18 protein-coding genes, 20 tRNA genes, 3 rRNA genes and 1 riboswitch are annotated in these 25,760 nt (G+C 40.2%); of the genes, 35 read left to right on the top strand and 6 right to left on the bottom strand.

Features of this window, described 5'->3' with window-relative positions; all coding sequences use genetic code 11:
* Nucleotides 1–15: 15 nt before the first annotated feature.
* The 4 genes from LZP85_RS17430 to cdaS form a co-directional block, all read right to left on the bottom strand.
* The gene (locus LZP85_RS17430; RefSeq protein WP_025908090.1) at nucleotides 16–792 is read right to left on the bottom strand and encodes an ion channel; all 777 of its coding nucleotides are present in this window, start codon (nucleotides 790–792) and stop codon (nucleotides 16–18) included.
* A gap of 66 nt (nucleotides 793–858) precedes the next feature.
* Entirely contained in the window at nucleotides 859–1,245 is a 387-nt protein-coding gene (locus tag LZP85_RS17425; RefSeq protein ID WP_061785384.1) for a VOC family protein, read from the bottom strand.
* 95 nt (nucleotides 1,246–1,340) lie between these two features.
* Complete coding sequence (locus LZP85_RS17420) at nucleotides 1,341–2,771, bottom strand: alanine/glycine:cation symporter family protein (protein WP_061785383.1); 1,431 nt, start codon at nucleotides 2,769–2,771, stop codon at nucleotides 1,341–1,343.
* A 210-nt stretch (nucleotides 2,772–2,981) separates the two neighbouring features.
* A complete protein-coding gene (gene cdaS / locus LZP85_RS17415; protein WP_119543966.1) occupies nucleotides 2,982–3,605 on the bottom strand; it encodes a sporulation-specific diadenylate cyclase CdaS in 624 nt (207 codons plus the stop codon).
* A gap of 222 nt (nucleotides 3,606–3,827) precedes the next feature.
* A riboswitch (SAM riboswitch) is annotated at nucleotides 3,828–3,934 on the top strand.
* Between the two features lie 104 nt (nucleotides 3,935–4,038).
* Here cdaS and LZP85_RS17410 point away from each other — a divergent pair.
* The 8 genes from LZP85_RS17410 (at nucleotide 4,039) to LZP85_RS17375 (ending at nucleotide 10,129) form a co-directional block, all read left to right on the top strand.
* Nucleotides 4,039–4,182 carry a YezD family protein gene (locus LZP85_RS17410; RefSeq protein WP_076512348.1) on the top strand — a complete coding sequence of 48 codons (144 nt, stop codon included), beginning with the start codon at nucleotides 4,039–4,041 and terminating at the stop codon, nucleotides 4,180–4,182.
* A gap of 95 nt (nucleotides 4,183–4,277) precedes the next feature.
* Entirely contained in the window at nucleotides 4,278–4,988 is a 711-nt protein-coding gene (locus LZP85_RS17405; protein WP_025908094.1) for a phosphoadenylyl-sulfate reductase, read from the top strand.
* A 19-nt stretch (nucleotides 4,989–5,007) separates the two neighbouring features.
* Nucleotides 5,008–6,063, top strand: coding sequence for a sulfate permease (locus LZP85_RS17400; protein WP_061785382.1), 1,056 nt, complete (start codon nucleotides 5,008–5,010; stop codon nucleotides 6,061–6,063).
* A gap of 37 nt (nucleotides 6,064–6,100) precedes the next feature.
* Complete coding sequence (gene sat, locus LZP85_RS17395; RefSeq protein ID WP_100346674.1) at nucleotides 6,101–7,249, top strand: sulfate adenylyltransferase; 1,149 nt, start codon at nucleotides 6,101–6,103, stop codon at nucleotides 7,247–7,249.
* A gap of 12 nt (nucleotides 7,250–7,261) precedes the next feature.
* Nucleotides 7,262–7,861, top strand: coding sequence for an adenylyl-sulfate kinase (gene cysC / locus LZP85_RS17390; protein WP_025908097.1), 600 nt, complete (start codon nucleotides 7,262–7,264; stop codon nucleotides 7,859–7,861).
* Between the two features lie 118 nt (nucleotides 7,862–7,979).
* Nucleotides 7,980–8,759, top strand: a complete 780-nt coding sequence (gene cobA, locus LZP85_RS17385) for a uroporphyrinogen-III C-methyltransferase (RefSeq protein WP_078989152.1) — start codon at nucleotides 7,980–7,982, stop codon at nucleotides 8,757–8,759.
* Between the two features lie 16 nt (nucleotides 8,760–8,775).
* On the top strand, nucleotides 8,776–9,543 hold the full coding sequence (locus LZP85_RS17380; protein ID WP_100346676.1) for a sirohydrochlorin chelatase: 768 nt from the start codon (nucleotides 8,776–8,778) through the stop codon (nucleotides 9,541–9,543).
* The gene (locus tag LZP85_RS17375) at nucleotides 9,515–10,129 is read left to right on the top strand and encodes an NAD(P)-dependent oxidoreductase (RefSeq protein ID WP_119543934.1); all 615 of its coding nucleotides are present in this window, start codon (nucleotides 9,515–9,517) and stop codon (nucleotides 10,127–10,129) included. The genes LZP85_RS17380 and LZP85_RS17375 overlap by 29 nt, the downstream gene beginning before the upstream one ends.
* A 16-nt stretch (nucleotides 10,130–10,145) precedes the next feature.
* Here LZP85_RS17375 and LZP85_RS17370 read toward each other — a convergent pair whose 3' ends face one another.
* On the bottom strand, nucleotides 10,146–10,823 hold the full coding sequence (locus LZP85_RS17370; RefSeq protein WP_025908101.1) for an MgtC/SapB family protein: 678 nt from the start codon (nucleotides 10,821–10,823) through the stop codon (nucleotides 10,146–10,148).
* Between the two features lie 119 nt (nucleotides 10,824–10,942).
* The gene (locus tag LZP85_RS17365) at nucleotides 10,943–12,523 is read right to left on the bottom strand and encodes an AMP-binding protein (RefSeq protein ID WP_061785397.1); all 1,581 of its coding nucleotides are present in this window, start codon (nucleotides 12,521–12,523) and stop codon (nucleotides 10,943–10,945) included.
* A 687-nt stretch (nucleotides 12,524–13,210) separates the two neighbouring features.
* Here LZP85_RS17365 and LZP85_RS17360 point away from each other — a divergent pair.
* The 27 genes from LZP85_RS17360 (at nucleotide 13,211) to glgA (ending at nucleotide 25,754) form a co-directional block, all read left to right on the top strand.
* A 16S ribosomal RNA gene (locus tag LZP85_RS17360) occupies nucleotides 13,211–14,763 on the top strand.
* Between the two features lie 344 nt (nucleotides 14,764–15,107).
* Nucleotides 15,108–18,042: ribosomal RNA gene (locus tag LZP85_RS17355) — 23S ribosomal RNA — on the top strand.
* A 105-nt stretch (nucleotides 18,043–18,147) separates the two neighbouring features.
* Nucleotides 18,148–18,263, top strand: a 5S ribosomal RNA gene (gene rrf, locus LZP85_RS17350).
* Together the 16S, 23S and 5S rRNA genes with 20 tRNA genes alongside form the textbook arrangement of a ribosomal RNA operon.
* A 12-nt stretch (nucleotides 18,264–18,275) precedes the next feature.
* Nucleotides 18,276–18,351, top strand: a tRNA-Val gene (locus tag LZP85_RS17345).
* Between the two features lie 10 nt (nucleotides 18,352–18,361).
* Nucleotides 18,362–18,437 (top strand) — tRNA-Thr (locus LZP85_RS17340).
* A gap of 5 nt (nucleotides 18,438–18,442) precedes the next feature.
* Nucleotides 18,443–18,518 (top strand) — tRNA-Lys (locus tag LZP85_RS17335).
* Nucleotides 18,519–18,534: 16 nt separating this feature from the next.
* A tRNA-Leu gene (locus LZP85_RS17330) sits at nucleotides 18,535–18,620 on the top strand.
* Nucleotides 18,621–18,636: 16 nt separating this feature from the next.
* Nucleotides 18,637–18,711: transfer RNA gene (locus LZP85_RS17325), tRNA-Gly, on the top strand.
* Nucleotides 18,712–18,723: 12 nt separating this feature from the next.
* Nucleotides 18,724–18,812 (top strand) — tRNA-Leu (locus LZP85_RS17320).
* A 9-nt stretch (nucleotides 18,813–18,821) separates the two neighbouring features.
* Nucleotides 18,822–18,898: transfer RNA gene (locus LZP85_RS17315), tRNA-Arg, on the top strand.
* 4 nt (nucleotides 18,899–18,902) lie between these two features.
* Nucleotides 18,903–18,979 (top strand) — tRNA-Pro (locus LZP85_RS17310).
* Nucleotides 18,980–18,984: 5 nt separating this feature from the next.
* A tRNA-Ala gene (locus tag LZP85_RS17305) sits at nucleotides 18,985–19,060 on the top strand.
* A gap of 23 nt (nucleotides 19,061–19,083) precedes the next feature.
* A tRNA-Met gene (locus tag LZP85_RS17300) sits at nucleotides 19,084–19,160 on the top strand.
* A gap of 12 nt (nucleotides 19,161–19,172) precedes the next feature.
* Nucleotides 19,173–19,265, top strand: a tRNA-Ser gene (locus tag LZP85_RS17295).
* 20 nt (nucleotides 19,266–19,285) lie between these two features.
* Nucleotides 19,286–19,362: transfer RNA gene (locus tag LZP85_RS17290), tRNA-Met, on the top strand.
* Between the two features lie 4 nt (nucleotides 19,363–19,366).
* Nucleotides 19,367–19,442: transfer RNA gene (locus LZP85_RS17285), tRNA-Asp, on the top strand.
* 9 nt (nucleotides 19,443–19,451) lie between these two features.
* A tRNA-Phe gene (locus LZP85_RS17280) sits at nucleotides 19,452–19,527 on the top strand.
* Between the two features lie 8 nt (nucleotides 19,528–19,535).
* Nucleotides 19,536–19,611: transfer RNA gene (locus tag LZP85_RS17275), tRNA-His, on the top strand.
* A gap of 9 nt (nucleotides 19,612–19,620) precedes the next feature.
* Nucleotides 19,621–19,694 (top strand) — tRNA-Gly (locus LZP85_RS17270).
* 4 nt (nucleotides 19,695–19,698) lie between these two features.
* Nucleotides 19,699–19,775 (top strand) — tRNA-Ile (locus LZP85_RS17265).
* A gap of 8 nt (nucleotides 19,776–19,783) precedes the next feature.
* Nucleotides 19,784–19,858 (top strand) — tRNA-Asn (locus tag LZP85_RS17260).
* 7 nt (nucleotides 19,859–19,865) lie between these two features.
* A tRNA-Ser gene (locus tag LZP85_RS17255) sits at nucleotides 19,866–19,956 on the top strand.
* A gap of 15 nt (nucleotides 19,957–19,971) precedes the next feature.
* Nucleotides 19,972–20,043: transfer RNA gene (locus LZP85_RS17250), tRNA-Glu, on the top strand.
* A gap of 199 nt (nucleotides 20,044–20,242) precedes the next feature.
* Complete coding sequence (glgB, locus tag LZP85_RS17245) at nucleotides 20,243–22,177, top strand: 1,4-alpha-glucan branching enzyme (RefSeq protein WP_061784903.1); 1,935 nt, start codon at nucleotides 20,243–20,245, stop codon at nucleotides 22,175–22,177.
* Nucleotides 22,128–23,270 carry a glucose-1-phosphate adenylyltransferase gene (locus LZP85_RS17240; RefSeq protein WP_025911884.1) on the top strand — a complete coding sequence of 381 codons (1,143 nt, stop codon included), beginning with the start codon at nucleotides 22,128–22,130 and terminating at the stop codon, nucleotides 23,268–23,270. Before glgB ends, LZP85_RS17240 begins: the two co-directional genes overlap by 50 nt.
* Nucleotides 23,271–23,301: 31 nt before the next feature.
* Nucleotides 23,302–24,327: a GlgC family sugar phosphate nucleotidyltransferase gene (locus LZP85_RS17235; protein WP_119543493.1), complete on the top strand. Its 1,026-nt coding sequence runs from the start codon at nucleotides 23,302–23,304 to the stop codon at nucleotides 24,325–24,327.
* Nucleotides 24,324–25,754: a glycogen synthase GlgA gene (gene glgA, locus LZP85_RS17230; protein WP_119543492.1), complete on the top strand. Its 1,431-nt coding sequence runs from the start codon at nucleotides 24,324–24,326 to the stop codon at nucleotides 25,752–25,754. Before LZP85_RS17235 ends, glgA begins: the two co-directional genes overlap by 4 nt.
* Nucleotides 25,755–25,760 lie beyond the last annotated feature (6 nt).

Here is a 25,760-nt window from a genome sequence, read left to right as displayed (position 1 = left end):
AAGGCAGAGGGATTGTTACTCTTTTAGCTTTGTAACAAAAATATTTTCATGCATTAATTGGCTAATCAGTTCATTCGTTTTAATGATTTCATTAATTCCAATTGTTTCTGCATTTCGGATATGCTTTTCAGTTAAAAGCTCAGCAATGAGATAGGCAGAAGGATTAGCGCCCCTAATCGCTACTAGTGTCACAATTGTTTGCATATCAGCTTGTTCTTCTGTTGTATGTTGATCAGCAGTTATTAATACCTTTTTCGCTTTTGAAAGGTTCGCTAATGATAACGTATTAGAATCGGAAGCGCTGCCTTTAATGAAGTGTAATCGATCACAAATCATTGGATTTTTCTTTAGGCTACTGTCAATTAAGACAATAACCTCTTCGTGAAAAGCCTTTTTATATTCTTCAATAACCAGTCTGGCTCTTTCATTCCAACCAATAATAATAAGGTGACCTTCGCCTAAAAACTTTAAATTTCCTTCTAGATAGGCATTTTCTTTTGACACGGCAATTGTAGCCAGTGAAACAAAGTAAGTAGTAATAAAACCTGTGCCAATTAAAATTAAAAGCATAGCAATTAGCTTACCTATAACGGTGTCTGGCACAAAATCTCCATAGCCAATTGTTGAAATGGTAATAACTACCCACCAAATCCCATCAAAAATTGTAAAAAAAGTTTGTGGTTCAGCTATGTGCATAATAGTTCCAAATAAAATAACTAAAAACGTAATAATAAATAGTAAACGCGTTATGACAGAGCGTCGGAAAAAGCGAAACAGAAGCCAATCGACCATAAAAAAACCTCCTAGCATAAGGGTCTAGTTATTAGTATGACCAACTTATGAAAGAGGTATAAGAACTTATCTCGTTTTTACTTCCATATATTCAATCCATTCACCGTCAGGGCCATAAAAGAATAAATATTTTGCTCCGTTAGGCAACGTTACGATTTCTTCGTCTACAAAAGAAACGTTGAGATTCTTTAAACGTGAACGTTCTTCTTCGATATTGTCTACTGTAAGCGCAAAGTGATGAACTTTCCCTTCTGAAGGTAGTGAAGGGTTGTATCCTTCAATTAATTCAACAATGATATTGTTGTCTATTCCTAAGAAAGCTAGCTTCAAGGACGGGTCTGTATGTGGAAACGTTTCTAGTAATTCTAACCCAACAATTTCTGTATAAAATGTTATTGACTCTTGAATGTTTTTTACCTGAATACCTACGTGCCCAAATCCTAGAATTGCCATAATTATCACCTTTTCTGAATTAGTTTCTGTATAATAGTTTAAATTTTCGGTCAAATACAGTCAAATAAAAAAGCAGCATAATAGCTGCTCCTTTATTATTTATCAATTTCTCGAGAGCGTTCCCAGAAATCTAAATTCTCTAAGCCTTTAACAGAATCTTTGTAGAAAACAGGATCTTTTCCTGCTTTACGCTGAGACAAGTAATCGTTTAAGACTGCAATTGCAACTTTTCCTAGTAAAACAATTGCAATTAGGTTTGTAATTGCCATTAGGGCCATAAATAAGTCTGCAAGTCCCCAAACAACGCCTAAGCTTGCAACTGAACCAAACAATACCATTAAGATAACCCCGAATCGATAAAGGTTTAACCAGATTTTGTTTGATGTTAAAAATTCAATGTTTGTTTCTCCATAATAATAGTTAGCTACTAATGAGCTAAATGCAAACATAAATAAAATGATAGCAATGAATTGAACAGCCCATCCACCGATATGTGTACTTAACGCAACTTGAGTCAATTGAATTCCTTCAAGTCCAGGCGTTGCATACGCACCAGATAATAACACGATAAATGCAGTACAACTACAGATGATTAGCGTATCGTTAAAGACAGCCAGAGCTTGAATGAAACCTTGCTTAGCTGGGTGACTGACAGATGCCGCTGCGGCTGCGTTAGGTGCACTACCCATACCAGCTTCGTTGGAGAATAATCCGCGTTTGATACCATTCATGATGGCAGCACCGATGGCACCGGCAAATGCTTCTTCAAATCCAAAAGCGCTTTTTATAATTAATGCGATCATATGTGGAATTTCTGTAATATTAATAGCTAAAACAACTAATGCTAGTCCAATATATACAACTGCCATTACTACTACAATTAACTCTGATGCTTTGGCTACTCGTTTAATACCACCAAAAATGAGAACACCCACAATGGCTGTAACAACAACACCAACAATTAAGCGATTAACGCCAAAAGCTTCTTCAAAAGCAAGTGAAATAGTATTAGCTTGTACAGAGTTAAATACTAATCCGAATGAGATTGTAATTAAGATGGAAAATAAAACACCCATCCAGCGTTTGTTTAAACCTTTTTCCATGTAGTAAGCAGGACCACCACGAAAACCGTCTTTGTCTTTTACTTTATATACTTGAGCAAGGGTGCTTTCAATAAAAGCTGATGCTGATCCAACTAAAGCAACAACCCACATCCAAAACACTGCTCCAGGTCCCCCAAGAGCAATTGCAGAAGCAACACCAGCAAGGTTCCCAGTACCTACACGAGCTGCTGTACTAATAGCAAAAGCCTGAAAGGAGGTAATTCCTTTTTTATCGCTTCCGTCTGTTTTAGCGCCTTCACCTAACAAGCGAACCATTTCTTTGAACTGACTAAACTGAACGAATTTTGTACGAATTGTAAAATATAATCCAACTAATAAAAGAAGCGCAATTAATATGTAAGTCCATAAAAAATTATTGGCTTCATCCACAAAGCTGCTGAATAGAGTCGATATGGTTTCCATCCTAAAAGTTCTCTCCCTTAATTAATGATTAACCTTAGCTGTTCATAAAAAGAGTCATTTTAATGATGCTTTTTTAAAATGTGTAAGGTTTTCTGACATTAGTGATTATAGCGCGTTAGACGTATAAAAGGCAACCTGTAATAAGTTTTTTTTATCGTGTAATCTCTTTTTTTATAACTATAAGGTATGATGTCAGACAGGTGTAGTCGCTTACAGGATGTTTTTGCTGGAATGGATTGGATATAAGCTACCGTCTAAAGCAAAAGATATTCGACCGCTTTCTTCTGATACAACTAAAATAAGTGCGTCGCACTGTTCAGACATACCAAGAGCTGCACGGTGGCGTGTTCCAAGCTTCTTTTGCAGTACTTTTGTGGACAGTGGTAAAACATTAGCAGCCGAAATAATTTGATTGTTTCTAATCACAATGGCACCATCATGTAATGGATTTCCAGGATAAAAAACTGTTTCAACGAGCGTAGACGTAACGGGAGCGTGAATAGGAATTCCTTTTTGAATTAAGTGCTCCACTGAGTCATTTCTCTCAATAACCATTAAAGCTCCATGATGTTTCTCAGATAAATTATGTATCGCGAGTGAAAGAGCTGCGTATTCGTGGGTGTAAGGAGACAAGTAATGTCTTAAATAATAGGATGCAGCTGTGGACTGTACGCTTTGAAATAATTTTCTTAAGTCTTCAAAATCACATAAAACACAGTGGTCACTGCTTTCTAGATGTTGCTGAATTTTGGTTGCTTCCGCTGCTATTTGACTTAAATGATTTTGTAAACTTTGTTTAATTACATCATCTAATTGAAAAGAGTGACTTTCCATCATTGAACATAGCTCCAATCTAAAATAATTATTATGTTTTAATGTGTACGAAAGACATAAATCTATACTATAACGGTGTGAATTAAGAGTGACGCCCAAAAAAATTGCGCATATAATGAAAAAATAATAGATATTTCTGTTAATTTAAAGTATAGTTTTCTTATCGGATAAATTATTTTTGCTGTTGACAAATATTCTAAATATGCTAAAATTTTTAAAAAATACTTATCCAGAGTGGTGGAGGGAACTGGCCCTTTGAAACCCAGCAACCTGCATGTTGTGCAAGGTGCTAACTCCAACAAAATGATTTTCATTTTGAAAGATAAGGTGAATTTGTTGCCTAATCAGTCTTTCAGATGTGGAAGACTTTTTATTTTCCATGAAAAAACAGAAGCCTGTTGAATATATTGTTAACAAATAAGGAGGGACTGTGATGGCACAAAACTCTGACTTAAATTCTGTTTTTGCAAGCGTAGAAAAAATGTTAAGCGACATGAAGTTTGGCTCAATCACGCTTGTGGTTCAAGATGGGAAAGTAGTTCAACTCGAGAAAAATGAAAAAGTAAGAATTAAATAAATAGCTGACTAGACAAACTAGAGGCGGTTTTATCCTTCATTATGGGGGTAAAACCGTCTTTTTTGATTGGATAACAAAGTATTGGAGTGAAAATCATGAGTGTATATACGTATGAAAATTGGCCAAATCAATTTCCGACTTTTGATGAGCAAGATGAAACAAAGGGAGCTTTAAAGGCGTTAGAGTGGGCATATAACCATTATGGTGATTCTCTTATTTACGCATCTAGCTTTGGAATTGAAGGAATTGTATTAATTGATTTAATTTCAAAAGTGAAAAAAGATGCTCACATTGTTTTTTTAGACACAGGTGTTCATTTTAAAGAGACGTACGAAGTCATTGAAGCAATTAAAGAGAGGTTTCCAGATTTACGTATCCAAATGAAAAAGCCTAACCTATCGCTAAAAGAGCAAGCTGAAAAGCATGGAGATGAACTTTGGAAAACTGAGCCTAACCTATGCTGTCAAATTCGCAAGATTATTCCTTTAAAAGAATCACTTGCTCCGTATGATGCTTGGATTTCAGGGTTAAGAAGAGAACAATCTGAATCAAGAAGTAAAACAGAGTTTTTTAATAAGGACGAGAAATTCAAAAAGATTAAAGTTTGCCCATTAATTCATTGGTCTTGGAAAGAAATTTGGCGATATGTATATAAGCATAACTTGCCGTATAACAAACTTCACGATCAAGGGTATCCAAGCATTGGATGTGAGCCCTGTACGCTACCTGCCTATAACATGGAAGATTTACGATCTGGAAGATGGGCAGGTACTAAGAAAGTGGAATGTGGCTTACATGAATCTTAAATGAAAGAGCTGAAAATTTATGCTTGTTTACATTGCTTTTGCAATCGCCCTCTTTTTTGCGATGAATATTGGCGCAAGTGGTGCAGCTGCTGCTATGGGAGTCTCTTACGGTTCAGGTGCCATTAAGCATCGCAAAGTGGCATTAGCTATATGTGCACTAGGTATTTTACTAGGTGCTGTTATCGGTGGAGGAGAAGTTGTTAAAACCATTGGTTCTGGTATTATCCCAGAAAGTATTCTAACGGTGGAGCTAGTTATTATTATTTTAGCTTCTGCAACTCTATCATTATTCTTTGCTAATTTAATTGGAATACCACTATCAACTAGTGAAGTGACAGTAGGATCAGTTGTAGGTGTTGGGATTGCCTATCAATCTGTTTATATACAAAAGCTATTAATTGTTATGAGCTTTTGGGTTATTGTACCGATTATTTCGTTTGTAATTGCCTTTGTATGTGGGTGGTTATTAAAAAAGAAAAAAACGCCTACTCAGCAAAAGTGGAAAAAGCCACTTGCAGTTTTAGTAATAGCTACCGGTTTTTTTGAAGCTTTTTCAGCCGGTATGAACAACGTAGCAAACGCCGTAGGCCCGCTTGTTGGAGCTGGTATGATCAGTACATCAACTGGCGTTATAGCAGGTGGGTTAGCCGTTGCGGTTGGTGCATTACTTTTAGGAGATCGAGTAATTGAGACAAATGGGAAGAAAATCACGGATTTCACGGTGGGTGAAGGGTGTATTATTTCTGGAACAGGTGCGTCGCTTGTTACCGCAGCTTCCGTATTTGGACTCCCTGTCCCTTTAACGCAGGTTACAACATCTTCTATCATTGGAATAGGGGCAGCTAAATCTGGTTTTACATCTGATCAAAGACAGGTCATTGTTCAGATGCTAAAGGTATGGGTTGTATCGCCGGTTTTTTCTCTCGTTATCTCTTACGGTTTAGTGAAATTAGTGGTTGAAACAGATTTTTATGCGTTTGTGGTATTGATAAGCGGTTGTATTGCAACTTATGGCATTCTTAGTTTAATTAAAACAACAAAACAAAAACAAGAAAACCAAAAGATGACTGCTTAAAGATAAATATTAGTTATTCATTGAGGAGGAGTTTAGAATGAGTTCGATTCAAGCACATGGTGGAGAGTTAGTTAATTTATATCAACCTGATTATGATTATACAGGTGTTACGAAAGAGATTGAATTAGATAATATTGCATTAAGTGATTTAGAGTTAATTGGAATTGGTGGATACAGCCCTATTACAGGCTTCTTAGGACAGCGTGATTATGAAGCTGTTGTGGAAGGAATGAGGTTAGCTGACGGGACAGTATGGAGTATTCCAATTACTCTTCCTGTTACAGAAGAAAAAGCACATGAGCTACAAGTAGGAGATCAAGTTAAGCTTGTTCAAGATGGTGTGGTTTACGGTGTTTTAACAGTATCTGAGACGTATAAGCCTAATAAGGAAAAAGAAGCAGAGCATGTTTACCGTACGGCAGAGCTAGCTCATCCGGGAGTGCGTAAATTATTTGAACGTCCAAATGTATATGTGGCAGGTCCAATTGTACTTGTAAATCGTACGCAAAAAGATAAATTTGAAACATATTATTTAGATCCAGCACAAACAAGAGAGGTTTTTAAAGAACGTAACTGGAAGAAAGTTGTAGGTTTTCAAACTCGTAATCCTGTTCATCGTGCTCATGAATACATTCAAAAATCAGCTTTAGAAATTGTTGATGGATTGTTTCTAAATCCACTTGTAGGAGAAACAAAATCTGATGATATTCCAGCGGATATTCGTATGGAAAGCTATGAGGTATTGTTGAAAAACTATTATCCAAAAAATCGCGTATTCTTAGCTGTTTTCCCAGCAGCAATGAGATATGCTGGCCCTCGAGAAGCTATCTTCCATGCATTAGTACGTAAAAACTTTGGATGCACGCATTTTATTGTAGGTCGCGATCATGCTGGTGTAGGTGACTACTATGGCACATACGATGCGCAGCTAATCTTTAATAACTTTACAGAAGATGAACTTGGTATTACGCCATTATTCTTTGAACACAGCTTCTACTGCAAGAAGTGTGAAGGAATGGCTTCAACTAAAACATGTCCACATGAAAAAGAAGACCATGTCATTTTATCAGGAACAAAAGTACGTGAAATGCTTCGAAATGGTGAAGTTCCACCAAGTACGTTTAGCCGAAAAGAAGTAATTGAAGTGTTAATAAAAGGATTACAGCAAACAGTAACTTCAAATTAAGGGGCGGTTGAATTGAGTAAATCAACAAATATTACATGGCACGAATCAGGCATTAATAAAGAAGCAAGAAGACAACAAAACGGACATTATAGCTTTGTATTATGGTTTACTGGTTTATCGGGTTCAGGCAAGTCAACCGTTGCAAACGCAGTAGCACAAGCATTGTTTGAAAAAAACATTCGCAACTATGTATTAGATGGGGATAATATTCGCTTTGGTTTAAATAAAAATTTAGGCTTTTCTGCTGAAGATCGTACTGAGAACATTCGTCGTATCGGAGAAGTTTCGAAGCTGTTTGTTGACAGTGGGCAAGTTGTCTTAACAGCCTTTATTTCACCATTTAAAGAAGATCGTACGCAGGTAAGAGAGCTATTAGAAGCGGATGAATTTGTAGAAGTGTACGTAGAGTGCCCGCTTGAAGAGTGTGAAAAACGAGATCCAAAAGGGCTTTACAAGAAAGCGAGAAGTGGTGAAATTCGTGACTTTACAGGTATCGATTCACCTTATGAAGCTCCAGAAAATGCTGAACTGGTCGTAAATACATTTAATCAAACTGTTGAAGAGTGCGTTGAAACAGTTTTAGCATACTTAACAAATAAAAAATTTATTTAAAAGATATAAATAAAGGCCCTCACATCGCAAGAGCAAAGCTGTGCTTTGCATCGTGAGGGCCTTTGCTTTATTCATCAATAAGAGTAGATTAATAATATTGAGAGGGTGAAATAGAAAAATGGGGAAAGTGTATTTGGTTGGGGCAGGTCCAGGAGATCCAGAGTTAGTTACGATTAAAGCAATAAAAGCTATTCAAAAAGCAGATGTAATTTTATATGATCGCTTGGTGAATAAAGAGTTATTAGAGTATGCTAAAGCAGAAGTGAATATCATTTACTGTGGTAAGTTGCCTAATTATCACACGTTGAAACAAGAAACAATTAATAGCTTTCTAGTGAAGTTTGCTAAAAAAGGTAAAGTTGTCGTGCGCTTAAAAGGGGGAGACCCTTTTGTATTTGGACGAGGAGGGGAAGAGGCAGAAGCTCTTGTAGAGAATAATATTGACTTTGAGATTATTCCTGGGGTTACATCGGGAATTGCTGCAGCTTCATATGCGGGAATACCTGTTACACATCGTGACTATAGTGCAAGCGTAGCTTTTATAACAGGGCATCGTCAAGACGAGCCTCGTAAAGCCATTAAGTGGGAGCAGTTAACAACAGCTGTTGATACATTGGTGATTTACATGGGTGTTAAAAACCTACCTTATATTTGTGAATCGCTTATGGAGCACGGAAAATCAAAAGATACGCCTATTGCACTCGTTAATTGGGGAACGTATGCTGAACAGCAGCGCACGGTTAGTGGTACGCTAGATACAATTGTTAATATCGTAAACAAAGAGAAGGTAGGAAATCCAAGTATAATTATTGTAGGCGAGGTTGTTCGCTTTCATGAAAAGCTAAATTGGTTTGAAAAATTAGCTTTTACACAATATGCTTGTGTTGAAGAGGCTTAGTAAAGAGGTGAATGGTATGGATGCAGTATTGTATATTTGTCACGGTAGCCGAGTAAAAAAGGGCTGTGATCAAGCCATTGAATTTATTGAAAGAAGCAAATCGAAGATTGATGTTCCCATTCAAGAAGTATGTTTTCTCGAATTAGCAGAACCTACAATTGAACAAGGTTTTAAGAGGTGTGTGGAGCAAGGAGCTACTAGAATCGCAATTGTCCCTATCTTATTGTTAACAGCTGGTCATGCTAAAGTAGATATTCCGGAAGAAATACACAAAGTTTATCAACACTATCCACATATCAAAGTTGTTTATGGTACCCCGTTTGGTGTTGACAATCAAATTGTGGATATCTTGATAGAGAGAATTAAGGAGACTGAAGTTACCATTAAAAAAGACGCAATGGTACTATTAGTAGGTCGTGGAAGTAGTGATCCTGAAGTCAAAAAGGATTTTCATGAAATTGCTCAACGCTTGGCACATAAAGGTGGGTTTCAGCATGTAGATACTTGTTATTTGGCTGCCACAACACCAAAGCTTTTAGATGGCTTAAAACAGGCAAGTGAATCAAACTATTCACAAGTGTTTGTGTTGCCATATCTCTTATTTACAGGGATTTTGATGAACGAAATTCGAACAGAGTTAAAAAAATGGAATAAAGCTGAACAAGAGTTTATCTTAGCAAATTATTTAGGCTACCATGATAGGTTAAGTAATATCTTACAAAATCAAGTGAACAAATTATTAAACAGTCAAGGCAATGAATATGATGTTTACCGTTACTCTTAATTTAGAAGGTAAAACCATTTTAATTGTTGGCGGAGGAAAAGTAGCGGTTAGGCGTATACGCAAGCTGTTGGAACATAAAGCAGAGATCATAGTTGTTTCTCCACATGTGGATGATGAAATTCATGAATGGGACAAGCAAGGGAAAATAAAGGTGAAAAAGCGCTGCTTAGAAAAGAAAGACTTAACTCACGTATTTCTTGTTGTAGTAGCTACTAATCAACTTGACGCTTTAGATATAGTAGAGAAAGAAAAGAGTGAACACCAGCTTATTAATATGGCTAGTGCTCACACAAAAGGAAATGTCTATATACCTGCGAGCTTTTCAAGAGGAGATCTATCAGTTGCCGTATCCACAAATGGCGCAAGTCCTTTGTTGACAAAGAAGCTTATTAGTGAGTTAAAGGTTCAGTTTGACGATAGTTATACACAATACACGTCTTTTTTAAAGCAGTGTAGAGAAATTATTCACAGCATGAATCTACCACATGTGGAAAAGTATAAGTTATTAACAGAAGCGACAGAGGAGGAGCTTCGATTATCAGAAAGATCCCAGGAACAATTTTTAAAGAAATTAAAAAATGTCTAAAAGGCATTATAGCCTTTTAGACATTTTCAATTTCAATGCTTCGAATGCCTGAAATCTTCTGTATTTCGTAATAAACTTCAGTGGTAGGGCGTTTTTGGTGAACGGACACCTTCATTCGAATATATAGTTGCCCCGTATCTAAATCTTTAATACGGATATTCTTTATTGTAATATCTTTTTCTTTAATGCTAGCTGTTGTCTCAACAATATTATGTTTATTAGCAAGTTTCAGTTGAAGGATAAGCTCCTTTTCACGTAGCTGTTTTGGTCCGAAAACCGTAATTAAAAATGGAAGCAGTTCGACGCTAATAATGAGCAAAATAACCCCTATAAATGCTTCCGTATAAAAGCCAGCTCCTACAGCGATACCTATACCAGCAGCTCCCCATATAATGGCAGCCGTTGTTAACCCCGAGATACTGTCATTTTCTTTGCGTAAAATAACTCCCGCACCAAGAAATCCAATACCAGATACAATTTGCGCTGCTAAACGCAGTGGATCCATAGTAATGTTATCACCATCGTTAAAAATGTGAGAGGACTCAATTGAGACAATGGTTAATAAGCAGCTAATAATTGAAATGACAAGCGACGTCTTTAAGCCTACAGGCTTACGCTTTAATTCTCTCTCCAATCCGATAATAAGTCCTAATAGAGCAGATATGCCAAGTTTCAATAACATTTGATGATCCATCTAATTCACCTATTTCACTAAACTGTGTTGTTTTATATCTGTATGATAAAATCAGGACAGATATGTATAGTTAGTATAGTAAACCATTTTTAGTGTTTAGAGATGAAAAATATCATTTTTTATGAAAAATTTTGAAGTTGTTCTCGTAGTTTATATTTTTGGATTTTTCCAGATGCGGTCATCGGAAATGCTTCTACGAAATAGATAGACTCAGGTATTTTAAAGTGTGAAAGTTTGTTTTTGCAATACTCTTTAATTTCAGATGCTGTTGCTTCTACACCTGGCTTTAATTTAATGCAAGCCACCACTGTTTCTCCGTAATGTTTATCGGGAACACCAATCACTTGAATATCTTCAATTTTTGGATGAAGGTATAAAAATTCTTCGATTTCGCGAGGATAGATATTTTCCCCGCCTCTAATAATCATATCTTTTAAGCGACCGGTAATTTTAATATATCCCTCATTATCAATGACGGCTAAATCACCAGTATGAAGCCACCCGTCAGAGTCAATGGCCCTGGCTGTTTCTTCAGGCATTTTGTAATATCCCTTCATAATTAAGTAGCCTTTTGCGCAAAGTTCCCCTTGAACACCTATTGGTAATACGTGTCCGTTTATCGGATCGATGATTTTGACCTGTACGTGAGGATGAGCTTTTCCAACGGTTGTTACCCGTCTTTCTAGGGAGTCGGTAGTTGTTGTTTGAGTAATAACAGGTGAGCTTTCAGTTTGTCCATAGGCAATGGTGATTTCGTTAATTCCCATGTCATTCATTACGCGTTTCATTACTTCGGTAGGACAATTCGATCCAGCCATAATTCCCGTTCGTAAACTTGATAAATCGTAATCATGGAAATTTGGAAGATTTAGTTCAGCAATAAACATAGTGGGTACGCCGTGTAAAGCAGTGCACTTTTCTTTTTCAACAGTTTCAAGTACAACGGTAGGATTGAATTCAACGATGGGCACCATGGTCGCTCCAACACATACGGATGCTAATAATCCCATAACACAACCAAAACAATGAAAGAAAGGTACAGGGATACAAAGTTTGTCTTGGTGAGATAGCTTCATTGCATTAGCTACTAAAAGAGCGTTATTTACTATATTATTGTGACTAAGCATAACGCCTTTGGGAAACCCGGTAGTGCCAGAAGTATATTGCATGTTAATTACTTCTTCAGGGTATACGTTTTGTTCAGCGAGAGTTAGTGCTTCATCTGAAATGTTCATACTATATAGTAGAAATTGATTCCAATTCATTTTTTGGTTTTTATTATCGATACTAATTAGATGTTGTAGTCTAGGAAGTTTATGAACAATAGATGCAATGATTGATGAATATGAAGTCGTTTTAAAGGAATCAATATAGAAAAGGGCAGTTGTATCTGAGTGATTTAAAAGATATTCTACTTCGGCTTCTTGATAACTTGTATTTACTGTAACTAGTACGGCACCAATTCGAGCAGAAGCGAGTTGAAGTAAAATCCATTCCAAGCGATTGGTAGACCAAACTGCAATATGGTCTCCTTTTTTAATTCCTAATCCTAGTAGAGCTTTTGCAACTTTTCCCGTTTCGTTATACAATTCGTTATACGTATAGTGAATATTCTCTTGGGAGTAAATAGTCGCTGGGTGATTTTTAAATGCAGTGCTTGTTTCTTTTAATAATTGGCCAATTGTTAAATTCTTTAGCATCAATCTTAGTTCCCCCCTACTTAATGATTGCGCTTTCATTTAATATTGTACCAGCACTCTCTTTATGTTTCATAAAAAAACTTCGACAACCTGTCAGAGGGAATTTGTCGAAGTGTAGAGAAATTTGTTAATAGAGTAATTGATAAAAGTAAGAAGTTAAAAGTGTAAAAAACAAACTTAAGGACGATAGAAAAACGAAAGGAATTCCTTTTACCTTTCCTTCAGAGTTCATTAAGCGCAAAGATTCGAAATATGCTTGAGAAATTAAAAAGATGGACATAATAAAGGATACGTACAGAGCGATTGAAATCCATAGGTTCATGACATCAACTTCCTATCTATTCAATGTTATTACTAGAAGATATGTGAGAATGAAAAGTTCTATTCCTATAAAAGGTCAGTCATCTAGTAAAATGATTTTTTTACTATAGTTAACTTTTTAAAAAAATATCAAAAAAGCAGTTGCTATATAAATAAAATAATGATATATTATTAAATGTCGCTGAGATAACACAGCAGACACGCTGAAAAAAAGCGAAAAATTATTTTAAAAAAGTTATTGACTTTACGGTAGTAACTTGGTAATATTAAAAAGTCGCTTCCGAGCGACGTTGAACTTTGAAAACTGAACAAAGCGACAAACGTCAACGTTAATTTTTTTAAACTTTTATGAGCAAGTCAAACATTTCTTCGGAGAGTTTGATCCTGGCTCAGGATGAACGCTGGCGGCGTGCCTAATACATGCAAGTCGAGCGAACTGATTAGAAGCTTGCTTCTATGACGTTAGCGGCGGACGGGTGAGTAACACGTGGGCAACCTGCCTGTAAGACTGGGATAACTCCGGGAAACCGGAGCTAATACCGGATAACATTTTTTCTTGCATAAGAGAAAATTGAAAGATGGTTTCGGCTATCACTTACAGATGGGCCCGCGGTGCATTAGCTAGTTGGTGAGGTAACGGCTCACCAAGGCAACGATGCATAGCCGACCTGAGAGGGTGATCGGCCACACTGGGACTGAGACACGGCCCAGACTCCTACGGGAGGCAGCAGTAGGGAATCTTCCGCAATGGACGAAAGTCTGACGGAGCAACGCCGCGTGAGTGATGAAGGCTTTCGGGTCGTAAAACTCTGTTGTTAGGGAAGAACAAGTACAAGAGTAACTACTTGTACCTTGACGGTACCTAACCAGAAAGCCACGGCTAACTACGTGCCAGCAGCCGCGGTAATACGTAGGTGGCAAGCGTTATCCGGAATTATTGGGCGTAAAGCGCGCGCAGGCGGTTTCTTAAGTCTGATGTGAAAGCCCACGGCTCAACCGTGGAGGGTCATTGGAAACTGGGGAACTTGAGTGCAGAAGAGAAAAGCGGAATTCCACGTGTAGCGGTGAAATGCGTAGAGATGTGGAGGAACACCAGTGGCGAAGGCGGCTTTTTGGTCTGTAACTGACGCTGAGGCGCGAAAGCGTGGGGAGCAAACAGGATTAGATACCCTGGTAGTCCACGCCGTAAACGATGAGTGCTAAGTGTTAGAGGGTTTCCGCCCTTTAGTGCTGCAGCTAACGCATTAAGCACTCCGCCTGGGGAGTACGGTCGCAAGACTGAAACTCAAAGGAATTGACGGGGGCCCGCACAAGCGGTGGAGCATGTGGTTTAATTCGAAGCAACGCGAAGAACCTTACCAGGTCTTGACATCCTCTGACAACTCTAGAGATAGAGCGTTCCCCTTCGGGGGACAGAGTGACAGGTGGTGCATGGTTGTCGTCAGCTCGTGTCGTGAGATGTTGGGTTAAGTCCCGCAACGAGCGCAACCCTTGATCTTAGTTGCCAGCATTTAGTTGGGCACTCTAAGGTGACTGCCGGTGACAAACCGGAGGAAGGTGGGGATGACGTCAAATCATCATGCCCCTTATGACCTGGGCTACACACGTGCTACAATGGATGGTACAAAGGGCTGCAAGACCGCGAGGTCAAGCCAATCCCATAAAACCATTCTCAGTTCGGATTGTAGGCTGCAACTCGCCTACATGAAGCTGGAATCGCTAGTAATCGCGGATCAGCATGCCGCGGTGAATACGTTCCCGGGCCTTGTACACACCGCCCGTCACACCACGAGAGTTTGTAACACCCGAAGTCGGTGGGGTAACCTTTATGGAGCCAGCCGCCTAAGGTGGGACAGATGATTGGGGTGAAGTCGTAACAAGGTAGCCGTATCGGAAGGTGCGGCTGGATCACCTCCTTTCTAAGGATTTTTACATGAAAAGCGAAGGCGATTGTTTAGTCATGAAAAGCGTTGGATCTTTTGACAGGGAAACCGTTATTTGGTTTCGTTGACAAAAGTGAAACGATTGAATGACTAGGAGCCGTAGCTAGACAAGACGTACGTTTTGAAGCTTTGTTCAGTTTTGAGAGTTCAATCTCTCATTTAATAGAAAGTACATCACTTTCTTCTTATCTAATAAGAAGAATTTTGAGTGCGATTGTTCTTTGAAAACTAGATAACAGTAATAGCTGAGGAAAAGTGAAACTTTTCTTTAATCAAACCAATAAATAACGCAACGCAAGTTGCACCATTTATTCGCTAATGGTTAAGTTAGAAAGGGCGCACGGTGAATGCCTTGGCACTAGGAGCCGATGAAGGACGGGACTAACACCGATATGCTTCGGGGAGCTGTAAGTAAGCTTTGATCCGGAGATTTCCGAATGGGGAAACCCACTGTTCGTAATGGAGCAGTATCTTTATCTGAATACATAGGATATTGAAGGCAGACCCGGGGAACTGAAACATCTAAGTACCCGGAGGAAGAGAAAGCAAATGCGATTTCCTGAGTAGCGGCGAGCGAAACGGAATTAGCCCAAACCAAGAGGCTTGCCTCTTGGGGTTGTAGGACACTCTATACGGAGTTACAAAGGAACGAGGTAAATGAAGAGGTCTGGAAAGGCCCGTCAAAGAAGGTAACAACCCTGTAGTTGAAACTTCGTTCCCTCTTGAGTGGATCCTGAGTACGGCGGAACACGTGAAATTCCGTCGGAAGCTGGGAGGACCATCTCCCAAGGCTAAATACTCCCTAGTGACCGATAGTGAACCAGTACCGTGAGGGAAAGGTGAAAAGCACCCCGGAAGGGGAGTGAAAGAGAACCTGAAACCGTGTGCCTACAAGTAGTCAGAGCCCGTTAATGGGTGATGGCGTGCCTTTTGTAGAATGAACCGGCGAGTTACGATCCCATGCAAGGTTAAGTTGAAGAGACGGAGCCGTAGCGAAAGCGAGTCTGAATAGGGCGTTTAGTATGTGGTTGTAGACCCGAAACCAGGTGATCTACCCATGTCCAGGGTGAAGTTCAGGTAACACTGAATGGAGGCCCGAACCCACGCACGTTGAAAAGTGCGGGGATGAGGTGTGGGTAGCGGAGAAATTCCAATCGAACCTGGAGATAGCTGGTTCTCTCCGAAATAGCTTTAGGGCTAGCCTCACGTTGTGAGAGTCTTGGAGGTAGAGCACTGATTGGACTAGGGGCCCCCAACGGGTTACCGAATTCAGTCAAACTCCGAATGCCAAAGACTTATCCGTGGGAGTCAGACTGCGAGTGATAAGATCCGTAGTCAAAAGGGAAACAGCCCAGACCACCAGCTAAGGTCCCCAAGTATACGTTAAGTGGAAAAGGATGTGGAGTTGCTTAGACAACCAGGATGTTGGCTTAGAAGCAGCCACCATTTAAAGAGTGCGTAATAGCTCACTGGTCGAGTGACTCTGCGCCGAAAATGTACCGGGGCTAAACGTATCACCGAAGCTGTGGATTGACATCTTAGATGTCAGTGGTAGGAGAGCGTTCTAAGTGCTGCGAAGCTAGACCGTAAGGACTGGTGGAGCGCTTAGAAGTGAGAATGCCGGTATGAGTAGCGAAAGACAAGTGAGAATCTTGTCCACCGAATGCCTAAGGTTTCCTGAGGAAGGCTCGTCCGCTCAGGGTTAGTCGGGACCTAAGCCGAGGCTGAAAAGCGTAGGCGATGGCCAACAGGTTGATATTCCTGTACCACCTCCCCGCCGTTTGAGTAATGGGGGGACGCAGGAGGATAGAGTAAGCGCGCTGCTGGATATGCGCGTTCAAGCAGTTAGGCTGATGAGTAGGCAAATCCGCTCATCATAAGGCTGAGCTGTGATGACGAGGGAAATATAGTACCGAAGTTCTTGATTCCACACTGCCAAGAAAAGCCTCTAGCGAGGCGGGAGGTGCCCGTACCGCAAACCGACACAGGTAGGCGAGGAGAGAATCCTAAGGTGATCGAGAGAACTCTCGTTAAGGAACTCGGCAAAATGACCCCGTAACTTCGGGAGAAGGGGTGCTCTGGTAGGGTGTATAGCCCGAGAGAGCCGCAGTGAATAGGCCCAGGCGACTGTTTAGCAAAAACACAGGTCTCTGCGAAGCCGCAAGGCGAAGTATAGGGGCTGACGCCTGCCCGGTGCTGGAAGGTTAAGAGGAGGGGTTATCCTTTGGGAGAAGCTCTGAATCGAAGCCCCAGTAAACGGCGGCCGTAACTATAACGGTCCTAAGGTAGCGAAATTCCTTGTCGGGTAAGTTCCGACCCGCACGAAAGGCGTAACGATCTGGGCACTGTCTCAACGAGAGACTCGGTGAAATTATAGTACCTGTGAAGATGCAGGTTACCCGCGACAGGACGGAAAGACCCCGTGGAGCTTTACTGTAGCCTGATATTGAATTTTGGTACAGCTTGTACAGGATAGGTAGGAGCCTGAGAAGCCGGAGCGCTAGCTTCGGTGGAGGCGTCGGTGGGATACTACCCTGGTTGTATTGAAATTCTAACCCACAGCCCTGATCGGGCTGGGAGACAGTGTCAGGTGGGCAGTTTGACTGGGGCGGTCGCCTCCTAAAGAGTAACGGAGGCGCCCAAAGGTTCCCTCAGAATGGTTGGAAATCATTCGTAGAGTGTAAAGGCACAAGGGAGCTTGACTGCGAGACCTACAAGTCGAGCAGGGACGAAAGTCGGGCTTAGTGATCCGGTGGTTCCGCATGGAAGGGCCATCGCTCAACGGATAAAAGCTACCCCGGGGATAACAGGCTTATCTCCCCCAAGAGTCCACATCGACGGGGAGGTTTGGCACCTCGATGTCGGCTCATCGCATCCTGGGGCTGTAGTCGGTCCCAAGGGTTGGGCTGTTCGCCCATTAAAGCGGTACGCGAGCTGGGTTCAGAACGTCGTGAGACAGTTCGGTCCCTATCCGTCGTGGGCGTAGGAAATTTGAGAGGAGCTGTCCTTAGTACGAGAGGACCGGGATGGACACACCGCTGGTGTACCAGTTGTCTTGCCAAAGGCATCGCTGGGTAGCTATGTGTGGACGGGATAAGTGCTGAAAGCATCTAAGCATGAAGCCCCCCTCAAGATGAGATTTCCCATAGCGCAAGCTAGTAAGATCCCTGAAAGATGATCAGGTTGATAGGTCAGAGGTGGAAGCACGGCGACGTGTGTAGCTGACTGATACTAATCGATCGAGGACTTAACCAAAATGATAGTACACGAAGTACTCAGCGAAATGTTATCTAGTTTTGAGAGAATAAAAACTTAAAAAGAGTCTTGATTTCTTTCAAAAATGTTGTATAATGTAATATGTCTGGTGGCGATAGCAGAGAGGTCACACCCGTTCCCATGCCGAACACGGAAGTTAAGTTCTCTAGCGCCGATGGTAGTTGGGACTTTGTCCCTGTGAGAGTAGGACGTTGCCAGGCTGTTATATCAATGGAGGATTAGCTCAGCTGGGAGAGCACCTGCCTTACAAGCAGGGGGTCGGCGGTTCGATCCCGTCATCCTCCACCATGAATATGTTGCCGGTGTAGCTCAACTGGTAGAGCAACTGACTTGTAATCAGTAGGTTGGGGGTTCAAGTCCTCTTGCCGGCACCACTTTCGAGCCATTAGCTCAGTTGGTAGAGCATCTGACTTTTAATCAGAGGGTCGAAGGTTCGAGTCCTTCATGGCTCACCATTTTAAATACACACATGCGGGTGTGGCGGAATTGGCAGACGCGCTAGACTTAGGATCTAGTGTCTTTACGACGTGGGGGTTCAAGTCCCTTCACCCGCACCATTTAATTTCATAATGCGCGGAAGTAGTTCAGTGGTAGAACACCACCTTGCCAAGGTGGGGGTCGCGAGTTCGAACCTCGTCTTCCGCTCCACAAATAAGTCCTGCCGGGGTGGTGGAATTGGCAGACACACAGGACTTAAAATCCTGCGGTAGGTGACTACCGTGCCGGTTCAAGTCCGGCCCTCGGCACCATTTTAATAAGCGCCCGTAGCTCAATTGGATAGAGCGTTTGACTACGGATCAAAAGGTTAGGGGTTCGACTCCTCTCGGGCGCGCCATAAACGGGAAGTAGCTCAGCTTGGTAGAGCACTTGGTTTGGGACCAAGGGGTCGCAGGTTCGAATCCTGTCTTCCCGACCATTTCTGGGGCCTTAGCTCAGCTGGGAGAGCGCCTGCCTTGCACGCAGGAGGTCAGCGGTTCGATCCCGCTAGGCTCCACCAATTTAATACATTTATGATAATATGGCGGTGTAGCTCAGCTGGCTAGAGCGTACGGTTCATACCCGTGAGGTCGGGGGTTCGATCCCCTCCGCCGCTACCATATATAATATACGGAGGAATACCCAAGTCCGGCTGAAGGGATCGGTCTTGAAAACCGACAGGGGTGTTAAAGCCCGCGGGGGTTCGAATCCCTCTTCCTCCGCCATTATATTATTATCAAATTATCGCGGGGTGGAGCAGTCTGGTAGCTCGTCGGGCTCATAACCCGAAGGTCGCAGGTTCAAATCCTGTCCCCGCAACCAAAGTGGTCCCGTGGTGTAGCGGTTAACATGCCTGCCTGTCACGCAGGAGATCGCGGGTTCGATTCCCGTCGGGACCGCCATTATAAAAAGGCTCGGTAGCTCAGTTGGTAGAGCAAAGGACTGAAAATCCTTGTGTCGGCGGTTCGATTCCGTCCCGAGCCACCATCTATATGGCGATTGTGGCGAAGTGGTTAACGCATCGGATTGTGGTTCCGACATTCGTGGGTTCGATTCCCATCAGTCGCCCCATATAATTAAGCGGGTGTAGTTTAATGGTAAAACCTCAGCCTTCCAAGCTGATGTCGTGAGTTCGATTCTCATCACCCGCTCCATAATGGGCCTATAGCTCAGCTGGTTAGAGCGCACGCCTGATAAGCGTGAGGTCGGTGGTTCGAGTCCACTTAGGCCCACCATTTATTATTCCACAGTAGCTCAGTGGTAGAGCAATCGGCTGTTAACCGATCGGTCGTAGGTTCGAGTCCTACCTGTGGAGCCATTATATTGGGGAAGTACTCAAGAGGCTGAAGAGGCGCCCCTGCTAAGGGTGTAGGTCGCGTAAGCGGCGCGAGGGTTCAAATCCCTCCTTCTCCGCCAGTCGATTTTAATAATGGCCCGTTGGTCAAGTGGTTAAGACACCGCCCTTTCACGGCGGTAACACGGGTTCGAATCCCGTACGGGTCATATCTAAAAAGGTTTGCATTTATGCAAACCTTTTTTATTTATTTGAAAACCGTCTAATAAATAGATGGTTTTTTTATTTTCATAAAAATATTCAGAAAAGAAGGAAAAAACAGCTGCTTTATGGAATGTAAATTAGATAATAGAAATGATAGAAGAAAGGTTTATTTACTAGGTTAATTGTTATCAAGGAGGGGTATTTTTGAATTCGACTGTTCAACCTACTGATTTTGACATCCATCTTTATCACGAAGGAAATTTATTTCATAGTTATAAGCTTTTTGGGGCACATAAGTTAACAATAAACAGCACAGAGGGAGTACGTTTTTCTGTCTGGGCTCCTAATGCTTCTGCAGTAAGTATTGTGGGTGATTTTAATGAATGGAACGGTTTGAATCATCGGCTAGAGCGATTAAATTCTGAAGGGATATGGACAATATTCATTCCGTATCTTGAAGAGAATATGATTTATAAATATGAAATTACAACTCGTGATGGAACAAAACTACTAAAAGCTGATCCTTATGCTTTTCATAGTGAAGTAAGACCCGATACTGCTTCTAAAATTTATTATTTAGAAGGGTATAAGTGGGGAGATCAGTATTGGAAACGTAAGAAGAAACAACAAACTATTTATGAAAAGCCTATGTGTATTTACGAATTACACGCTGGTTCATGGAAAGTTCATGAGGATGGTGAACTATATACGTATCGTGAGTTAGCTGAAGAGTTAATTCCTTATGTAATAGAACAAGGGTTTACTCATATCGAACTATTACCTCTGGTTGAGCATCCGCTCGATAAATCTTGGGGGTACCAAGGAACTGGTTATTTTTCTGCAACCAGTCGATACGGTTCACCACATGATTTAATGTATTTTATTGACCAGTGTCATCAAAGCAGCATAGGTGTTCTTTTAGATTGGGTTCCAGGGCATTTTTGTAAAGATGCGCATGGATTATATATGTTTGATGGTTCACCCACGTATGAATATAAAAACGAATTAGATCGCGAAAACTATACATGGGGCACGGCTAATTTTGACTTAGGTAAACCGGAAGTACAAAGTTTCTTAATATCAAATGCACTTTTTTGGTTAGAATACTTTCACATTGATGGTTTTCGAGTCGATGCTGTTGCTAATATGTTATATTGGCCAAATTCTCATGAATTGGTTGAGAATCAATATGCTGTTCAATTCTTAAGAAAGCTGAATGAGGCGGTTTTTGCTTATGATTCGACTATCTTAATGATGGCTGAAGATTCAACGGATTGGCCATTAGTTACGGCTCCTACATATGACGGTGGGCTAGGTTTTAATTATAAATGGAACATGGGCTGGATGAACGATGTTTTAACTTATATGGAAGCCGACATTCATCAAAGAGCAAATCTTCATGAAAAAATGACTTTCTCCTTAATGTATGCCTTTAATGAAAACTTTATTTTACCATTCTCTCATGATGAAGTAGTTCATGGAAAGAAATCATTGTTAAATAAAATGCCTGGAGACTATTGGAGAAAATTTGCACAGCTTCGGTTATTATACGGTTATTTTATTGCTCATCCTGGCAAAAAATTGCTATTTATGGGCGGAGAATTTGGTCAGTTTGATGAGTGGAAAGACGCAAGTGATTTAGATTGGCAGCTATATGACTTTGATATGCACCAAAGTTTAAATAGCTATTTCAAAGAACTTCTTAAGATTTATAAACGAAGTAAACCACTTTATGAATTAGATCATCAAGAAGAGGGTTTCTCTTGGATTGATGTGAATAATCGAGAACAAAAAATCTTTTCATTTATTCGAACATCAACAAATAGTCAAGATAAGCTTGTTGTGGTATGTAACTTCTCAGATGTTCCATATCATGCATATAAAGTAGGTGTTCCTCTAAACACAGAATATGTTGAGGTCATCAATAGTGATCATGTTGATTTTGGAGGTTCTGGAGTTGTTAACCCAAAACCTTTAAAAGTAATCGAAGAAGGATTTCATGGTCTACCATTTCATATTGAAATGGATGTACCACCCTTTGGGATTAGCATCATGAGAACAAAGAAAAAACGGGGGGAGAGAAGAAACAATGTTAAAAAAGAAGTGCGTAGCGATGTTGTTGGCAGGAGGAAAAGGTAGTCGATTAAGTTCGCTTACAAAAAATTTAGCAAAGCCAGCTGTTCCATTTGGTGGGAAGTATCGAATTATTGATTTTGCGCTAAGCAATTGCTCCAACTCTGGAATTGAAACAGTTGGAATTTTAACGCAGTACCAGCCTTTACTCTTACACTCTTACATTGGTATTGGAAGCGCTTGGGACTTAGATAGAAGAGACGGAGGCGTTACTGTATTACCTCCTTATTCAGAGTCATCAGGGGTAAAGTGGTATAAAGGAACTGCCAGCGCTATTTATGAAAACCTAAACTACCTATGCCAGTATGAGCCTGAGTATGTGTTAATTTTATCAGGAGACCATATTTACAAAATGAATTATGAAAGTATGCTAGATTATCATATTGAAAAAGAAGCAGATGTATCTATCTCAGTAATTGAAGTTCCTTGGGATGAAGCAAGTAGGTTTGGAATTTTAAATACAAATGAAGCCTTAGAAGTTCAAGAATTTGATGAAAAGCCACAGTATCCAAAAAATAACTTGGCATCTATGGGTATTTATATTTTTAAATGGAATATTCTTAAAGAATATTTAGAAATGGATGCACGTAACCCTTATTCTAGTCATGACTTCGGAAAAGATGTCATTCCGCTATTGTTAGAAGAGAAAAAGCGTTTAATGGCATATCCATTTAAAGGATATTGGAAGGATGTAGGAACGGTTAAGAGCCTATGGGAAGCAAATATGGATTTATTAGATGAAAGTGATGAGCTCAATTTATTTGACTCTTCGTGGAAGGTCTATTCCGTAAATCCGAGTCAACCCCCTCAATACATTGCTCCAACAGCATGCGTCGTAGAATCATTAGTCAATGAAGGCTGCGTAGTTGAAGGTAGTATTGAACGTTCCGTGTTATTTCCAGGTGTACAAATTGGTAGTGGTTCAGAAGTAAAGCGAAGCGTTGTGATGCCATCAGCAAAGGTTGGCGTAAACGTATATATTGAAAATGCTATTATTCCGTCAGACGTAATTATTCCAGATGGAACAATTATTAAGCCAACCAAGGGAAAAGAAGAAGTTATTTTAGTGACGAATGAACTGTTAGAGTCCATTTCATAACGCATTTAATTAACAGAGAGGATGAACTACATTGAATAATCAAATGCTAGGCATTATTGATGCTTGCACAACTACGAGCTCCTTACAACCATTAACTTTTTATCGTTCAATTGCGGCTGTTCCATTTGCAGGACGCTACCGATTAATTGATTTTATGCTATCAAATATGGTTAATTCTGGTGTGCAAAGCGTAGCTATATTTCCGAAAGATCGCTATCGTGCTCTTACCGACCATATTGGTTCAGGCAAGGAGTGGGATTTAGACCGAAAAAGAGATGGTCTATTCATTTTTCCACCTGTAAAAAACGATTTAAAATTAGAAGACCCATCGCTAATTGCTCAATTCCGCTATCATATTGATTATTTCCTTCGAAGTAAACAAGATTACGTTATTATTGCAAACAGCTATACCATTTGTACCATTGATTTTAACCAAGTATTAAAGCGTCATGTAGCTCAAGGTGCAGTTGTAACGTCAGTAGTGAGCGGTAATACACCTCTAAATATATACATTATTAATAAAAAAGCGTTACTTGATATCCTACAAAATGAAACCCAAGACTTTGATACGATTACAGAGCTCGTACACTATCTTTCTTCGTCCTCGAAAGTGATCACGTATGAGCAAAATGGGTACCTTTCTCAAGTAGATTCGCTAGAAGCCTATTATAAAGCTAGTATGGATATTTTATCTGCAGAAACGTGGAAGCAGCTATTTTTAAGAACTCGTCCAGTCTATACAAAAACAAAAGATGAACCTCCAACACGCTATGCAAAAACAGCTGTCGTGAAAAATTCAATGATTGCTAACGGTTGCGTTATTGAAGGGCATGTGGAAAATAGTATTATTTTCCGAGGAGTAAAGATAGGAAAAGGTGCAGTTGTTAAAAATAGTATCGTGATGCAAAAAGGAGCTATTCTTGAGAATAGTGTATTAAACTATGTTGTTTTAGATAAAGATGTAAAAATAGGTAGTCATGAAGAGTTGAATGGTGAACCTAATCTACCAAGAGTATTAGCAAAAGGAACAGTTCAAGGAGCGTTGATGAATTCGTGAATGTATTATTTGCAGTGTCAGAATGTGTACCCTTTATTAAAACAGGGGGATTAGCAGACGTAGCTGGTGCTTTGCCTAAAGAATTGAAGCAGTTGGGTACTAACGTGTCCGTGATTATGCCTAAGTATAGCTTGATTTCTGAGAAGTACAGTGAGCAGATGACTCTAGAAAAAGTGATCTACGTCCAAGTTGGCTGGAGAAGACAATATTGTGGGATTTATACGCTAGAAATGAATGGTACTCAGTACATTTTTATCGATAATGAATACTATTTTAAAAGAGATAGTCTGTACGGTCATTATGATGATGCGGAGCGCTTTGCTTTTTTCTCCAAAGCGGTACTAGAGGCTATTCCAACTCTAGTAAATGAGCCAGATATTATTCATTGTCATGACTGGCATACAGCCATGATTCCGTTTCTATTAAGAGCACAATATAGTATGTATGACCATATTGAGACAGTATTCACCATTCATAACTTACAATTTCAGGGTATCTTTCCAAAGCAGAATTTATATGAGCTATTAAACTTAAATGAGTATCATTTTACGTCCAACCAGTTAGAGTTTTATGGCAATTTAAATTTTATGAAAGGCGGCATTGTCTCTGCGGATAAAATTACGACAGTGAGCCCAACTTATCGAAATGAAATCCAAATGCCTTATTATGGTGAAAAGTTAGATGGGTTACTAAGACAACGAGACCAGGATTTGATAGGGATTGTAAATGGTATTGATGACCAAGCCTATAATCCAGAAAATGATGAATTAATTGCATTTAACTACTCAGCTCAAGATTTAGCAGGTAAGTATAAGAATAAAGAAGATTTACAAGCATACCTTGGATTAGATGTGAGAAATGATGTTCCACTTGTTTCAATGGTCACGCGATTAACAAAGCAAAAAGGGTTAGATCTTGTAAAGCATGTTTTTCATGAAATAATTCGTTTAGATGCGCAGGTTGTTATACTGGGAACAGGTGAAGCAGAATTTGAATCATTTTTTAAAGAGATGGAATCTCATTATCCCAATCAGGTAAAAGCAATTATTGGTTTTAATGAAGCGCTAGCGCATAAAGTGTATGCAGGATCAGATTTATTTTTAATGCCTTCAAAGTTTGAGCCATGTGGATTAGGTCAATTAATTGCGTTACGCTATGGTGCAATACCCATCGTTAGAGAAACAGGTGGGCTAAACGATACGGTCCTTTCGTATAATGAGTATACCTACGAAGGAAACGGATTTACTTTTGCAAACTATAACGCTCACGATATGCTTTACACAATTGAAAGGGCAATTTCCTTTTACAATGATAAGGACGTATGGGAGAAATTAATGCGAGACGCTATGAGTCAAGATTATAGCTGGGCGCAATCAGCATTTAAATACAATCAACTATATGCGAACTTAACATCTATTTCATCTTGAAAGGGT

Source organism: Priestia flexa, from assembly GCF_021441905.1.
In the GTDB taxonomy this organism is placed as follows: Bacteria; Bacillota; Bacilli; order Bacillales; family Bacillaceae_H; genus Priestia; species Priestia flexa.
This window is presented reverse-complemented; position numbering and strand designations above follow the sequence as displayed.